The 14,941-nt window shown below is 70.1% G+C and carries 11 protein-coding genes and 1 tRNA gene; all 12 read right to left on the minus strand.

Features of this window, described 5'->3' with window-relative positions:
* Positions 1–354: 354 nt before the first annotated feature.
* Positions 355–723, minus strand: coding sequence for a hypothetical protein (locus AB0B02_RS08090; RefSeq protein WP_357298060.1), 369 nt, complete (start codon positions 721–723; stop codon positions 355–357).
* A gap of 91 nt (positions 724–814) precedes the next feature.
* The gene (locus AB0B02_RS08095) at positions 815–4,702 is read right to left on the minus strand and encodes a DNA-directed RNA polymerase subunit beta' (protein ID WP_281938119.1); all 3,888 of its coding nucleotides are present in this window, start codon (positions 4,700–4,702) and stop codon (positions 815–817) included.
* 80 nt (positions 4,703–4,782) lie between these two features.
* Positions 4,783–8,214, minus strand: a complete 3,432-nt coding sequence (locus tag AB0B02_RS08100; RefSeq protein WP_281938121.1) for a DNA-directed RNA polymerase subunit beta — start codon at positions 8,212–8,214, stop codon at positions 4,783–4,785.
* Positions 8,215–8,788: 574 nt separating this feature from the next.
* Positions 8,789–9,178, minus strand: a complete 390-nt coding sequence (rplL, locus tag AB0B02_RS08105; RefSeq protein WP_089155263.1) for a 50S ribosomal protein L7/L12 — start codon at positions 9,176–9,178, stop codon at positions 8,789–8,791.
* A gap of 53 nt (positions 9,179–9,231) precedes the next feature.
* The gene (rplJ, locus tag AB0B02_RS08110) at positions 9,232–9,780 is read right to left on the minus strand and encodes a 50S ribosomal protein L10 (RefSeq protein ID WP_281938123.1); all 549 of its coding nucleotides are present in this window, start codon (positions 9,778–9,780) and stop codon (positions 9,232–9,234) included.
* Positions 9,781–10,094: 314 nt separating this feature from the next.
* Entirely contained in the window at positions 10,095–10,787 is a 693-nt protein-coding gene (locus AB0B02_RS08115; RefSeq protein ID WP_357298067.1) for a hypothetical protein, read from the minus strand.
* Positions 10,784–11,875: an ATP-binding cassette domain-containing protein gene (locus AB0B02_RS08120; RefSeq protein ID WP_357298070.1), complete on the minus strand. Its 1,092-nt coding sequence runs from the start codon at positions 11,873–11,875 to the stop codon at positions 10,784–10,786. The genes AB0B02_RS08115 and AB0B02_RS08120 overlap by 4 nt, the downstream gene beginning before the upstream one ends.
* An 80-nt stretch (positions 11,876–11,955) precedes the next feature.
* Entirely contained in the window at positions 11,956–12,672 is a 717-nt protein-coding gene (rplA, locus tag AB0B02_RS08125) for a 50S ribosomal protein L1 (protein ID WP_281938127.1), read from the minus strand.
* Between the two features lie 85 nt (positions 12,673–12,757).
* Complete coding sequence (gene rplK, locus AB0B02_RS08130; protein WP_107157429.1) at positions 12,758–13,189, minus strand: 50S ribosomal protein L11; 432 nt, start codon at positions 13,187–13,189, stop codon at positions 12,758–12,760.
* A gap of 186 nt (positions 13,190–13,375) precedes the next feature.
* Entirely contained in the window at positions 13,376–14,098 is a 723-nt protein-coding gene (nusG, locus tag AB0B02_RS08135; RefSeq protein WP_281938128.1) for a transcription termination/antitermination protein NusG, read from the minus strand.
* 35 nt (positions 14,099–14,133) lie between these two features.
* On the minus strand, positions 14,134–14,538 hold the full coding sequence (gene secE, locus AB0B02_RS08140; protein WP_107157494.1) for a preprotein translocase subunit SecE: 405 nt from the start codon (positions 14,536–14,538) through the stop codon (positions 14,134–14,136).
* A 215-nt stretch (positions 14,539–14,753) separates the two neighbouring features.
* Positions 14,754–14,826: transfer RNA gene (locus tag AB0B02_RS08145), tRNA-Trp, on the minus strand.
* Positions 14,827–14,941 lie beyond the last annotated feature (115 nt).

Here is a 14,941-nt window from a genome sequence, read left to right on the forward strand (position 1 = left end):
GCCAGGGACCGGGCGGCGCGGAGTGCGGCGGGGCCGGGTCCGGCGCCGGGGCCGAGTAGAACGGCGGCGCGGACGGGTCCGACGGCGGGGCGGAGTGCGGCGGCGGGCCCGGGTTCGACGGCGGGTTCGACGGCGGGGGGTCGGACGGCGCGGCCCACGGGCTGACCGGGTCGGGGCCGGGCGACGCGGCGGCGTCCGGCTCGGCACCGGGGCGGATCGGGTCGCCTCCCGGCGCGGCCGGTTCCGTCACGGGGTCCTCCTGTCACCTGGCTCACCCGCCACGCGGCGGACACCGGCCAGGCTACCGCCGCGGGTCACCACCGGTGGGCCGGCGCGGGCCGCTCCCCCGCCCGGTCAGTCGAAGTTCGGGGCGAAGTCGTGCCCGAACGACGCGTCGGCGTGCCGGACCACCCCGATCACCACCGCGGCCACCACCGCCACGGCGGTCAGCAGCAGGCCGATCCGGGCCAGCCGCTCACCGCGCCGCAGCCAGTCGGCGCCGGTCAGGTAACCGCCCGACGCGTACGCCTCCCGGCGCGCCTGCCGGGCCAGCGTGAGCGCGATGGTCGACGGCACCACCCCGCCGACGAAGAAGCCGGTCAGCGCCCCGATCAGGCCGAGGGCGAAGACCGCGCGGGCCTTCGTGGAGCGGACCGGATCCGGGTCGTGCGGATGGCGGTGCGCCTGCGGCACGTGGGGCACCTGCCCGGGCACGGTCGTCATGCCCTCCATCATGCCTCCGCTCCGGGCGCGACCGGGCCCCGGACGCGACGAGGCCCCCGGCGGGTGCCGGGGGCCTCGTCGTTCGTGCGGGTTAGCGGTACGACCCGAAGTCGAAGTCGTCCAGCGGCACCGCCTGGCCGCTGGCCGGCCCGAAGCCGTAGTCGGTCTCCGGGTAGCCGGTCATCGAGTAGACCTTGGCCTTCGCCTCCTCGGTCGGCTCGACCCGGACGTTGCGGTACTTGCTGATGCCGGTACCGGCCGGGATGAGCTTACCGATGATCACGTTCTCCTTGAGGCCGATCAGCGAGTCGCTGCGGGCGTGGATCGCCGCGTCCGTCAGCACCCGGGTGGTCTCCTGGAAGGAGGCCGCCGACAGCCAGGAATCCGTGGCCAGCGAGGCCTTGGTGATACCCATCAGCACCGGGCGACCGGCGGCGGGCTCGCCACCCTCGCCGACGAGCCGGCGGTTCTCCGACTCGAACAGCGCCCGGTCGACGAGCACGCCCGGCAGGAACTCGGTCGAGCCGGAGTCGATGACCGTCACCCGCTTGAGCATCTGGCGGATGATGATCTCGATGTGCTTGTCGTGGATGAGCACACCCTGCGAGCGGTAGACCTCCTGGACCTCCTGGGTCAGGTGGACCTGGACCGCGCGCGGGCCGAGGATGCGCAGCAGCTCGTGCGGGTCGATGGTGCCCTCGGTGAGCTTCTCGCCGACCTCGACGTGGTCGCCGTCGTGCGCCCGGAGCCGGACCCGCTTCGAGATCTTGTCGTAGACGATCTCGTCGCTGCCGTCGTCCGGGATGACCACGATCTTGCGGGACCGCTCGCCGTCCTCGATCCGGATGCGGCCGGGGGTGTCGGCGATGGGCGCCTTACCCTTCGGCACCCGGGCCTCGAAGATCTCCTGGACACGGGGCAGACCCTGGGTGATGTCCTCACCCGCGACACCACCGGTGTGGAAGGTACGCATCGTCAGCTGCGTACCCGGCTCACCGATCGACTGGGCGGCGATGATGCCGACCGCCTCGCCGACGTCCACGGTCTTGCCGGTCGGCAGCGAGCGGCCGTAGCACGCACCGCAGACGCCCAGCTTCGACTCGCAGGTGAGCACGCTGCGCACCCGCACCGTCTCCACGCCGGCGGCGACGATCGCGTCGACGCCGATCGAGTTGATGTCCTGGCCGCGGTGGGCCACCACGGTGCCGTCCGGCCCCTTGATGTCGTCGGCCAGCGTCCGGGCGTGCACGCTGGTCTCGGCGTGCTCGTGCACGACCAGCTTGCCGTCGACCCGCTCGCCGATCTGCATCGGGATGGCCCGGTCGGTGCCGCAGTCCTCCTCGCGGATGATGACGTCCTGCGAGACGTCCACCAGACGCCGGGTCAGGTAACCCGAGTCGGCGGTACGCAGGGCGGTGTCCGCGAGGCCCTTACGGGCACCGTGCGTGGAGATGAAGTACTCCAGCACGGACAGACCCTCCCGGTACGAGGCCTTGATCGGCCGCGGGATGATCTCACCCTTCGGGTTGGCCACCAGACCACGGATCGCCGCGATCTGCCGGAGCTGGAGCAGGTTACCGCGGGCACCCGAGTTGATCATCTTCCACAGCGGGTTCTCCTGCGGCAGCGCGGTGTCCATCTCCTTGGCGACCTCGTTGGTCGCCTTGGTCCAGATCTCGATCAGCTCGCCGCGGCGCTCCTCGGCGGTCATCAGACCACGCTGGTACTGCTTGTCGATCCGGTCGGCTTCCTTCTCGTACCGCTCCAGGATCTCCCGCTTGCGCGGCGGAGCGATGACGTCCTCCATGCCGATGGTGACGCCGGACCAGGTGGCCCAGTGGAAACCGGCCTCCTTGAGCCCGTCCAGGGTGGCCGCCAGGGCCACCTTCGGGAAGCGCTCGGCGAGGTCGTTGACGATCGCGGAGAGCTGGCCCTTGCGGATCTCGTAGTTCACGAAGCGGTAGCCCGGGGGCAGCGTCTCGTTGAACAGGACCCGGCCCAGCGTGGTCTCCACCGTCACCGGCTCGCCCTCGACCCAGCCCTCGGGCGCGGTCCACGGCTCGGCGCCGGCGCCGTTGTCGACGCCGACCACGTCGTGCAGTCGGATCTTGACCGGGGTCTGCAGGTGCAGCTCGCCGTTGTCGTACGCCATCCGCGCCTCGGCGTCCGAGCTGAACGCCCGGCCCTCGCCCGTGCCACCCGGGGTGAGGTGGGTGAGGTGGTAGAGGCCGATCACCATGTCCTGGGTGGGCATGGTGACGGGCTTGCCGTCGGCCGGCTTGAGGATGTTGTTCGACGACAGCATCAGGATCCGCGCCTCGGCCTGGGCCTCGGCGGACAGCGGCACGTGGACCGCCATCTGGTCACCGTCGAAATCGGCGTTGAACGCGGTGCAGACCAGCGGGTGGATCTGGATGGCCTTGCCCTCGACCAGCTGCGGCTCGAAGGCCTGGATGCCCAGGCGGTGCAGGGTCGGCGCGCGGTTCAGCAGCACCGGGTGCTCGCCGATGACCTCTTCCAGCACGTCCCACACGACCGGCCGCTGCCGCTCGACCATCCGCTTGGCGGACTTGATGTTCTGCGCGTGGTTGAGGTCGACCAGCCGCTTCATCACGAACGGCTTGAACAGCTCCAGCGCCATCTGCTTGGGCAGGCCGCACTGGTGCAGCTTGAGCTTCGGGCCGACCACGATGACCGAACGGCCGGAGTAGTCGACGCGCTTGCCCAGCAGGTTCTGGCGGAACCGGCCCTGCTTGCCCTTGAGCATGTCGGAGAGCGACTTCAGCGGCCGGTTACCCGGGCCGGTGACCGGGCGACCACGACGGCCGTTGTCGAACAGCGCGTCGACGGCCTCCTGGAGCATCCGCTTCTCGTTGTTGACGATGATCTCGGGCGCGCCGAGGTCGATCAGTCGCTTGAGGCGGTTGTTCCGGTTGATCACCCGGCGGTAGAGGTCGTTCAGGTCGGAGGTCGCGAAGCGGCCACCGTCGAGCTGCACCATCGGGCGCAGGTCCGGCGGGATGACCGGGACGCAGTCCAGCACCATGCCGAGCGGGGAGTTCCGGGTGTTCTGGAACGCCGCGACGACCTTCAGCCGCTTGAGCGCCCGGATCTTCCGCTGGCCCTTGCCGGAGCGGATGGTCTCGCGCAGGTTCTCCGCCTCGGCGGTGAGGTCCATGTTCTGGACCAGCGCCTTGATGGCCTCGGCGCCCATGCTGCCGGTGAAGTACTCACCGAAGCGGTCGCGCAGCTCGCGGTAGAGCAGCTCGTCGGTGACGAGCTGCTTCGGCTCCAGCTTGCGGAAGGTGTCGAGGACCTCGTCGAGGCGGTCGATCTCGCGCTGGGCCCGGTCGCGGATCTGGCGCATCTCGCGCTCTCCGCCCTCCTTGACCTTGCGCCGGACGTCCGCCTTCGCGCCCTCGGCCTCCAGCTCGGCCAGGTCGGCCTCCAGCTTGGCGGCCCGCTTCTCGATCTCCGAGTCGCGGCTGTTCTCCGACTGCCGCTTCTCGGCCAGGATCTCGTTCTCGATGGTCGAGAGGTCACGGTGACGCGACTCGGCGTCCACGCTCGTCACGACGTACGAGGCGAAGTAGATGATCTTTTCGAGGTCCTTCGGGGCGAGGTCCAGCAGGTAGCCCAGCCGGCTCGGCACGCCCTTGAAGTACCAGATGTGGGTCACCGGAGCGGCCAGCTCGATGTGACCCATCCGCTCCCGGCGAACCTTGGAGCGGGTCACCTCGACGCCGCAGCGCTCGCAGATGATGCCCTTGAAGCGGACCCGCTTGTACTTACCGCAGTAGCACTCCCAGTCCCGCTGCGGACCGAAGATCTTCTCGCAGAAGAGCCCGTCCTTCTCCGGCTTGAGGGTGCGGTAGTTGATGGTCTCGGGCTTCTTGACCTCGCCGTGGGACCACTGACGGATGTCGTCGGCGGTGGCGAGACCGATGCGCAGCTCGTCGAAGAAGTTGACGTCGAGCACTGTGTCCCCTATGTCGTCGTCTGTACTGCTAGCTAACGGGCGGGATCGGGGGCCGGCGAGCCGGCCCCCGAATCACCGCCTCAGACCTCTTCGACCGAGCTCGGCTCGCGCCGGGACAGGTCGATGCCCAGCTCCTCCGCGGCCCGGAACACCTCGTCGTCGGTCTCGCGCATCTCCAGGGCCACACCGTCGCTGGAGAGCACCTCGACGTTGAGGCACAGCGACTGCAGCTCCTTGAGCAGCACCTTGAACGACTCCGGGATGCCCGGCTCGGGAATGTTCTCGCCCTTGACGATCGCCTCGTAGACCTTGACCCGGCCGAGGACGTCGTCGGACTTGATGGTCAGCAGCTCCTGCAGGGCGTAGGCGGCGCCGTACGCCTGCATGGCCCAGCACTCCATCTCACCGAAGCGCTGGCCACCGAACTGCGCCTTACCACCCAGCGGCTGCTGCGTGATCATCGAGTACGGGCCGGTCGACCGGGCATGGATCTTGTCGTCGACCAGGTGGTTGAGCTTCAGGATGTAGACGTAGCCGACCGCGATCGGGTCGGGCAGCGGCTCGCCGGAACGACCGTCGAACAGCTGCGCCTTGCCGGTGCGCCCGATGAGCTGCTTGCCGTCCCGGTTGGGCAGGGTCGACGCCAGCAGGCCGGAGATCTCCTCCTCGCGGGCACCGTCGAAGACCGGGGTGGCCACGTTGGTGTCCGGCTCGGACTCGTGCGCATTGATCGACTTGAGCTGGCGCTTCCACTCCGCGTCGTCGCCGTCCACACTCCAGCCGGTCTTGGCCACCCACCCGAGGTGGGTCTCCAGGACCTGGCCGATGTTCATCCGGGACGGCACACCGAGCGGGTTCAGCACGATGTCGACCGGGGTGCCGTCCTCCAGGAACGGCATGTCCTCGACCGGCAGGATCTTGGAGATGACGCCCTTGTTGCCGTGGCGGCCCGCGAGCTTGTCACCGTCCTGGATCTTGCGCTTCTGGGCCACGTAGACCCGCACCAGCTCGTTCACGCCCGGGGGCAGCTCGTCGCCGTCCTCGCGGGAGAAGGTACGCACACCGATGACCGTGCCGGTCTCGCCGTGCGGCACCTTCAGCGAGGTGTCCCGGACCTCGCGCGCCTTCTCACCGAAGATCGCGCGGAGCAGCCGCTCCTCCGGGGTCAGCTCGGTCTCGCCCTTCGGCGTGACCTTGCCGACCAGGATGTCGCCGGGGACGACCTCGGCGCCGATCCGGATGATGCCGCGCTCGTCGAGGTCGGCGAGCATCTCCTCGCTGACGTTCGGGATGTCGCGGGTGATCTCCTCCGGGCCGAGCTTGGTGTCCCGGGCGTCGACCTCGTGCTCCTCGATGTGGATCGAGGTGAGCACGTCCTGCTGCACGAGGCGCTGCGACAGGATGATCGCGTCCTCGTAGTTGTGGCCCTCCCAGCACATGAACGCCACGAGCAGGTTGCGCCCGAGCGCCATCTCGCCCTCGTCGGTGCACGGACCGTCGGCGACGACCTGACCGGCCTCGACGCGGTCGCCCTCGAAGACGACCGGCTTCTGGTTGACGCAGGAGCCGGCGTTGGAGCGGCGGAACTTGTGCAGCAGGTACGTCCGGCGGTGGCCGTCGTCCTGGTGCACGGTGATGTAGTCCGCGCACAGGTCCTCGACCACACCGCCGACCTCGGCGACGACCACGTCGCCGGCGTCCACGGCCGCGCGGTACTCCATGCCGGTGCCGACCAGCGGGGCCTCGGCCTTGACCAGCGGCACCGCCTGACGCTGCATGTTCGCGCCCATGAGCGCGCGGTTGGCGTCGTCGTGCTCCAGGAACGGGATCATCGCGGTGGCGACCGAGGTCATCTGCCGCGGCGAGACGTCCATGTAGTCGACGGCGCTGGGGACCACGTCCTCGGTCTCGCCACCCTTACGACGACACAGCACCCGGTCCTCGGCGAACGTGCCGTCCGACTTCAGCGGGGCGTTGGCCTGCGCCTTGACGAACCGGTCCTCCTCGTCCGCGGTCAGGTAGTCGATCTGGTCGGTGACCCGACCGTCGATGACCTTCCGGTACGGCGTCTCGATGAAGCCGAACGGGTTGACCCGGGCGAACGTGGAGAGCGCGCCGATCAGGCCGATGTTCGGGCCTTCCGGCGTCTCGATCGGGCACATCCGGCCGTAGTGGGACGGGTGCACGTCCCGGACCTCGAAGCCGGCCCGCTCCCGGGACAGACCACCCGGGCCGAGCGCGCTCAGCCGGCGCCGGTGGGTCAGACCCGCCAGCGGGTTGGTCTGGTCCATGAACTGGGACAGCTGCGACGTGCCGAAGAACTCCTTGATCGCCGCCACCACCGGGCGGATGTTGATCAGGGTCTGCGGCGTGATCGCCTCGACGTCCTGGGTGGTCATCCGCTCGCGGACGACCCGCTCCATCCGGGAGAGACCCACCCGGACCTGGTTCTGGATCAGCTCGCCCACGGTACGCAGGCGACGGTTGCCGAAGTGGTCGATGTCGTCGGCCTCGTAGCCCTCCTCACCGGCGTGCAGCCGGCAGAGGTACTCCACGGTGGCGACGATGTCGTCCTCGGTCAGCGTGCCGGTGTTCATCGGCACGTCGACTTCGAGCTTCTTGTTGAACTTGTAGCGCCCGACCTTGGCGACGTCGTACCGCTTCGGGTTGAAGAAGAGGTTGTCGAGCAGGGTCTGGGCGTTCTCACGGGTCGGCGGCTCGCCAGGGCGGAGCTTCCGGTAGATGTCGAGCAGCGCCTCGTCCTGGCCGGCGATGTGGTCCTTCTCGAGCGTGGTCATCATCAGCTCGGACCAGCCGAACTTCTCGCGGATGCGCTCCGCGGACCACCCGATGGCCTTGAGCAGGACGGTGACGGCCTGCCGACGCTTGCGGTCGATGCGTACGCCGACCGTGTCGCGCTTGTCGATGTCGAACTCCAGCCAGGCACCCCGGCTCGGGATGACCTTGACGCTGGAGAGGTCGCGGTCGGAGGTCTTGTCCGGCTGCTTGTCGAAGTAGACGCCCGGCGAGCGGACGAGCTGGCTGACCACGACGCGCTCGGTGCCGTTGATGATGAAGGTGCCCTTCGGCGTCATCATCGGGAAGTCACCCATGAACACCGTCTGGCTCTTGATCTCGCCGGTGGTGTTGTTGGTGAACTCCGCGGTCACGAACAGTGGCGCGCAGTAGGTCAGGTCCTTCTCCTTGCACTCCTCGATCGAGGCCTTGACCTCGTCGAAGCGCGGAGCGGAGAAGGAGAGCGACATGGTGCCGGAGAAGTCCTCAATGGGACTGATCTCGTCGAGGATCTCCGCGAGACCCGAGCGTGCGTGCGGGTCGTCCGCCGACCGGCCCTGCCAAGCCTCGTTGCCGACGAGCCAGTCGAAGGACTCGTTCTGAATGGCAAGGAGGTTGGGGACCTCGAGGTGTTCGGTGATCCGGCCGAATGAAACTCGGCGGGGTGCGAAAGCGCTCGACGTACGACTGGTCTTCGCAGGGCGGGAAGCTGCCAAGATGCGTCCTTCCGAGGACCGGTGCTGCAGAACGGCTGGTACGCGTGCACTCCAATGACCCCACCAGAAATATCCGCAATCGGACATTTCCGAGCAGGGGTCAAGTCGGAAGGCAGCGCAAACTAGCAGTGTAGCCGAGAGGCTAACCGCTGTCCAGCCCACCCCGCAGGTCGTCGCGGAACAAGCCCTGGGACCTCGAAAAACCGGGTCCACCGGGCCGCTCGGAACGCGACGCTCCTGCCGGTCCGCTCGGGAGCCGCGGCGTTGGTGCTGCCGTTGCCCTTACCCGAGTGGCGGCCGTTGCAAGCGCGGAAGGTCTTGCTGATGCCAGCGTGCCTGCCGGCCGGTGCCGCGTCAAGGGCCGGTTACCGCTCAGAGTGTCTTTCCCACCGACGGGCTACCGGCTCCACATCGCTGAGAGGCCGGTACGAGGAACCTGTACGCCCTGCTCACGGCGCTTCCAGCGGGTGACACCACGACAGCGGGCGGTGACCCGGTCTCCCGGATCACCGCCCGCTGCGACACGGTGTGCCCCGGCTCACGTGAGCCGGACGCGCGTCAGGTCAGACCACTGTCACTTGAGGGTGACCTTGGCGCCCTCGCCCTCGAGCTTGGCCTTGGCCTTCTCGGCGGTCTCCTTGTTGGCCTTCTCCAGGACGGCCTTCGGAGCGGCCTCGACCAGGTCCTTGGCCTCCTTGAGGCCCAGGCCGGTCAGCTCACGCACGACCTTGATGACCTGGATCTTCTTGCCACCGTCGGCGTCGAGGATGACGTCGAACTCGTCCTTCTCCTCCTCGGCCGGGGCGGCGGCAGCGCCACCGGCACCGCCGGCAGCGGCAACCGCGACCGGAGCGGCGGCGGTGACCTCGAAGGTCTCCTCGAACTGCTTCACGAACTCGGAGAGCTCGATCAGCGTCATCTCCTTGAACGCGTCGAGCAGCTCGTCGGTGCTGAGCTTCGCCATGTCTGGCGTCCTTTCTACAAGTGAAAACTAAGAATGTGGTGCGCCGTGCGGCCTCAGGCCGCCTCGGCGCCCTCCTGCTCGCGCTTCTTGTCCGCCAGGGCGGCCGCCGCGCGGGCGGCCTTGGAGAGCGGCGCCTGGAACAGGGCCGCGGCCTTGCTCAGGTTGCCCTTCATGGCGCCGGCCAGCTTGGCCAGCAGCACCTCGCGGGACTCCAGGTCGGCGAGCTTCGTGACCTCGGCCGCGGAAATGGCCCTGCCCTCGAAGACACCGCCCTTGATGACGAGCTTCGGGTTGGCCTTCGCGAAGTCGCGAAGCCCCTTCGCCGCCTCGACGACGTCGCCCGAAACGAAAGTCAGCGCGGTAGGACCGGTGAACAGCTCGTCGAGGCCGGAGATGCCCGCATCGGTCGCGGCACGCTTGGCCAGCGTGTTCTTCGCGACCGTGTAGCTGGTCTCCTTGCCGAGCGCGCGCCGCAGCTGGGTGAGCTGCGAGACCGTGAGCCCGCGGTACTCGGTGAGCACGGTGGCTCCCGAGGTGCGGAAGTTCTCGGTCAGCTCGGCGACGGCCGTGGCCTTGTCGGCCCGGATCGGCTTGTCCGCCATGTCCCTCCTCTCTCGTTACTCGGAGCTGGCACGCCGGCGACGGGACGTCGCGACGGCGGCGGAGGCACCACGACAACGAAAAAGCCCCGGCGCGGGGCGCACGGGGCGAGGGCCGGGATCATGGAACACAGTCGGCGGACCGTGCCTGACACCGAGTTTCGCTTGCCGCCCTGCGCGGGTCGCCCGTCGTCGCGGGACCTTCGACCGTGCCGGGGCACGGTGACCAGCGGTCTTTGGGTGGAACTACCGGTTCAGGTTACGCGACGTGCGGCAGAGCGCCAAATCGCCCCGGAGTGCTCCGGGTCACCCGGCGGTCAGGCCCGGGTGCGCCGCCCCCAGGCATAGCCGGCCAGCGCCACCGCCACCCACAGCGCCGCCCAGCCGGTGAGCAGCAGCCCCGCGCCGGGCGTCACCGGCGCGGTGACCGCCCGCGCGGTCGCCATCACCGGCGGGACCAGCCACGGCACCACCGAGTCGGACAACCCGCACACCACCACCCCGACCACGCCGACCGCCAGCACCGCCGCCCCGTAGCCGGCACTGCGGGTGATCGGCCGGCTGGCCAGCGCGCCGAGCGCCACCGCCGCCGGCAGCGCGAGCAGGTGCGCCCAGACGCCGAGCGCCACCCCGACGAGCGCCGGCCGGCCCGCCGGCCCGCCCGCCAGCGACACCGCGCCGAGCGGCCACGGCATCGCCAGGGCGACAAGCACCACGGCGAGCCCGGCCACGAGCGCCGCGAGCAACCCGGCCGCCCGTTCCCGGGCCGGCCCGACCACGACCCGGGCCAACCGGCGCTGCACGTCGGGTTCGACGTCCAGCAGGATCTTGGTCTGCCAGGCCAGCACCGGGAAGATCACCACCGCGGAGACGCCGTAGACCTCCGCCGGTCGGCCCGCGCCACCGCCGCCGTAGAGAATGCCCAGGGCGAGCAGACCGGCCAGCACCGGCGCGAGCGCCCGTCCGGTACGCACGAAGCCGACCAGCCGCAGCCGGACCAGGGCGATCACCGGGTCACCTCCGACGTCACGCCGGAACGGACGGCACCGGCCTGCGGCGTCTCCGACCCGGCCCCGGCCTCGACGCCCGGCGCGCCGGGGACATCCGGTGACCCGCCATCGGACTCGACCGCCGACGCACCGGGAAGGGCCGGTGACCCGCCATCGGCCGCGACCGCCGACGCGCCGGAGCGGGCCGGTGACCCGCCATCGGCCCCGACCACCGATACGCCGGACCGGACCGGTGGTCCGGCATCGGCGTCGACCGTCGACGCGCCGGACCGGCCCGGTGCCGGTGACTCGCCGGGGGCCTCGACGCCCGGCCCGCCGGCGGGAGCCGGTGCCGGTGACCCGGCGGCGGGCGGGACGGCAGGTTCGCGTACCCGAAGGATCTGGTGGCCGTCGGCGCGCAGGCGGGCGACGGCGACGGCGAGCCCCGCGGCCGGCACCGCCAGCTCGACCACCGCGACGGCCGAGCTCTCGGACGACGCCTCCTCGGCCAGCGTGCCGTCGGTGACCGACCAGCGGCGGGCGCCGGGCAGTCGGACCGTCTCGCCCCGGTGGTCGCTGACCAGCACCGCGCCGCCGCCGGCCAGCACCTCGCCGATCATCTCGGGGACCAGCTCGCGGGCGGCGGCGTCGAGCCCCTCCCAGGGCTCGTCGAGCACCAGCAGGCCGGGCGGGCGCAGCAACGCCTGGGCCAGGCCGACCTTCTGCGCGGTGCCCTTGGAGAGCTGCGGCAGGCGCACGTCGGAGAAGCGGGTCAGGCCCAGCCGCTCCACCCAGTGGCGCACCGCCCGGTCGGCGGCGGCACCGGGCAGGCCGGCGACGCGGCCCATGGCGGCCAGGTAGTCCCCGACGGTGAACGGCTGGTCGGCGGGGAAGCGCTCCGGCACCCAGCCGACGGTCGCCGGCCGGTCGACGACCCGGCCCCGGCTCGGCCGCAGCACCCCGGCGGCGAGCTGGAGCAGGGTGGACTTGCCCGCGCCGTTGCGGCCGAGCACGACCGCGACCTCGCCCGGACCGATCGTCGCGTCGACCTGTCGCAGCACCCAGGGGCCGTGCCGGTGGTACCGGAGCCAGACGCCGTCGAGCCGCATGCGCCGAGCCTGCCACAACGGACAGACGGACGGGGCCCCGCCACGTGGTGGTGGCGGGGCCCCGTCCGGGAGGTGCGTGCTCAGCCCTCGGCCGAGCCCTCCTGCAGGTTCTTGATCAGCTTCGGGTCGACCGGGACGCCCGGGCCCATGGTGGTGGTCAGCGTGACCTTCTTGAGGTACGTGCCCTTGGCCGCGGACGGCTTGGCCCGGAGGACCTCGTCCAGCACCGCGGCGTAGTTGTCGATCAGCTGGTTCTCCGAAAAGGATGCCTTGCCGATGATCAGGTGCAGGTTCGAGTGCTTGTCCACCCGGAAGGTGATCTTACCGCCCTTGATGTCCGCGACCGCCTTGGTGACGTCCATGGTCACGGTGCCGGTCTTCGGGTTCGGCATGAGACCGCGCGGGCCCAGGATCCGCGCGATCCGGCCGATCTTGGCCATCTGGTCCGGCGTGGCGATCGCCGCGTCGAAGTCCAGCCAACCGCCCTGGATGCGGGCGACCAGCTCGTCGGTGCCCACCTCGTCCGCACCCGCCGCGGCGGCCTCCTCGGCCTTCGCGCCGGCGGCGAAGACGATCACGCGGGCGGTCTTACCGGTGCCGTGCGGCAGGTTGACCGTGCCGCGGACCATCTGGTCCGCCTTGCGGGGGTCGACGCCGAGGCGCATCGCGACCTCGACCGTGGCGTCGAACTTGACGTTGGTGTTCTCCTTGGCCAGCTTCACGGCCTCGGCGGGGGCGTACAGCTTCGACCGGTCGATGACCTCGGCGGCCTTGCGGTAGCTCTTGCTGCGCTGCATTTCTGGTGACTCCTGTGGTCTCTGGCGGGCGCGCGGGACTCGCGGCCCTCCCACGAACGGATCGGGTGGAGCGGGTACGACGAGATCAGTCGGCGACGGTCAGGCCCATCGACCGGGCGGTGCCGGCGATGATCTTCTCGGCCTGCTCGATGTCGTTGGCGTTGAGGTCCGCCATCTTCTTCTCGGCGATCTCGCGCAGCTGGGCGCGGGTGACCGAGCCGACCTTCTCCTTGTGCGGGACGCCCGAGCCCTTCTGCACGCCGGCGGCCTTGATCAGCAGCCGGGCGGCGGGCGGGGTCTTCAGCACGAAGGTGAAGGTGCGGTCCTCGTAGACGCTGATCTCGGCGGGGACGACGTCGCCACGCTGGGACTCGGTCTGCGCGTTGTAGGACTTGCAGAACTCCATGATGTTCACGCCGTGCTGGCCGAGCGCGGGGCCGACCGGCGGCGCCGGGGTGGCCTGGCCCGCCGGCAGCTGAAGCGTGAACGTCTTGACGAGCTTCTTCTTCGGAGGCATGTCTCTTCCTGGGGCTTGAAACTGGGATTCTCCGCCGCCCGCGGGCGCGCACGGTCAGCGCGGTGCGGACGGCCGACGTTCAAGGGTAGCGCAACCCGCTACCGGGTTCGCCGCCGAGGTCGGCGAGCGGTGGAACGGCACACCGGCGGCCGGCCCGGGAAGGCCGACCGCCGGTGCGGACGTCCGTCAGATCTTGGCGACCTGGTTGAAGTTCAGCTCGACCGGGGTCTCCCGACCGAAGATCGACACCAGCACCTTGAGCTTCTGCTGGTCGGCGTTGATCTCGCTGATCGTCGCCGGCAGCGACGCGAACGCGCCGTCGGTGACGGTGACCGAGTCGCCGACCTCGAAGTCGAGGACCTTGATCTCGGGCTTGGCCTTCTTCTGCTCGGTCTCGACCGCCGGGGCGAGCCACTTGAGCACCTCGTCGAGACTCAGCGGCGCCGGCCGGTCGGCCCGGTCGGTGGCGCCGACGAAGCCGGTGACCCCCGGGGTGTTCCGGACGCAGGAGTAGGACTCCGCGGTCAGCTCCATCCGGACCAGGATGTAGCCCGGGAAGACCTTCGCCTGGACCTGCGACCGCTTGCCGTTCTTGACCTCGACCTCTTCCCGGGTCGGCACCTCGACCTGGTAGATGTAGTCCTCCATGTCGAGGGACGTGATCCGGGTCTCGAGGTTGGTCTTGACCTTGTTCTCGTAGCCGGCGTACGAGTGCACCACGTACCAGTCACCGGGCGCGTAGCGCAGCTTCTGGCGCAGCTCGGCGACCGGGTCGAAATCCTCGTCCGGGGCCGGCTCGGTGGTCGGGAACTCCGGCTCGCTGGCGGCCTCGACCGACTCGTTGTTGGCCGCCGTCGCCACCGCGGACTGCTCGTCCGGGGTCTCGGCGGTCTCGTCGTACTCAGGCACGCTCGCTCACTTCCGTCAGTATTACTGTGCGCAGGTCAGCTGGGGTTGCCGAAGACCCACAGCACCGCCTTGGCGAAGCCGTAGTCCAGGCCGGCCACGATCGCCAGCATCACCGCCACGAAGGTGACCACCACGGCCGTGTAGGTCAGCAGCTCCTTGCGGGTCGGCCAGATGACCTTACGCAGCTCGGCCACGACCTCGCGGAAGAACCGCGCGATGCGGGCGAACAGCCCGATCCGCTCGGTGTCCTTGCGGGTCTTCCGGCCCTCGGCCGGCTCGGCCTGGGCCCGCTTGCGGGTGGCGGTGCCGCCCCGGGAGACCGGCTCGTCCGCGTCGGCGGCATCGTCGGCCACGTCGTCGTCGGCCACGCCGTCGACGGTCGCGTCGTCGTTCAGACGCTCGTCGCCGTCGTCCTCGCCGCGCCGCTTCTTCTCGGCCACTTCGCCCTCCGTGCGGGTATGGGGTCGCACGCCGGGCGGCGTGCGCGGCGTGTTGGTCACGCCGGCCGGACCAACCGTCCCGCGACGGGCCGCGGCCGGCGGACCGGACGGGAGGGCCCCGAACGCCTCGGAACCACCCCACCGGTGCCACCACCACGGGCCGGACGCCGCCGCGAACGGCGGCACGACCCACGGGAACGGTCAGGCCTGAGGCGCAGGGGTGACAGGACTTGAACCTGCAGCCTGCGGTTTTGGAGACCGCTGCTCTGCCAATTGAGCTACACCCCTGTGCGGCAACTCACCTCCACCCGGACACGTTGTGCCGAGCGGGGGTCACTTGCCCCACGGCGGACCAGTGTACGGGTAGTCGTGCGACTTTCCCAACCGGTCTGCCCCTCGCGCG

This window comes from Micromonospora sp. NPDC049240 (assembly GCF_040647835.1).
GTDB lineage: Bacteria > Actinomycetota > Actinomycetes > Mycobacteriales > Micromonosporaceae > Micromonospora.

Excerpts from the sequence above, each read along its gene's own strand:
- AB0B02_RS08120 (WP_357298070.1), bottom strand. The coding sequence starts at position 11,875 with ATGCGGCTCGACGGCGTCTGGCTCCGGTACCACCGGCACGGCCCCTGG.
- AB0B02_RS08090 (WP_357298060.1), bottom strand. The coding sequence starts at position 723 with ATGACGACCGTGCCCGGGCAGGTGCCCCACGTGCCGCAGGCGCACCGC.
- rplL (WP_089155263.1), bottom strand. The coding sequence starts at position 9,178 with ATGGCGAAGCTCAGCACCGACGAGCTGCTCGACGCGTTCAAGGAGATG.
- rplK (WP_107157429.1), bottom strand. The coding sequence starts at position 13,189 with ATGCCTCCGAAGAAGAAGCTCGTCAAGACGTTCACGCTTCAGCTGCCG.
- rplJ (WP_281938123.1), bottom strand. The coding sequence starts at position 9,780 with ATGGCGGACAAGCCGATCCGGGCCGACAAGGCCACGGCCGTCGCCGAG.
- rplA (WP_281938127.1), bottom strand. The coding sequence starts at position 12,672 with ATGCAGCGCAGCAAGAGCTACCGCAAGGCCGCCGAGGTCATCGACCGG.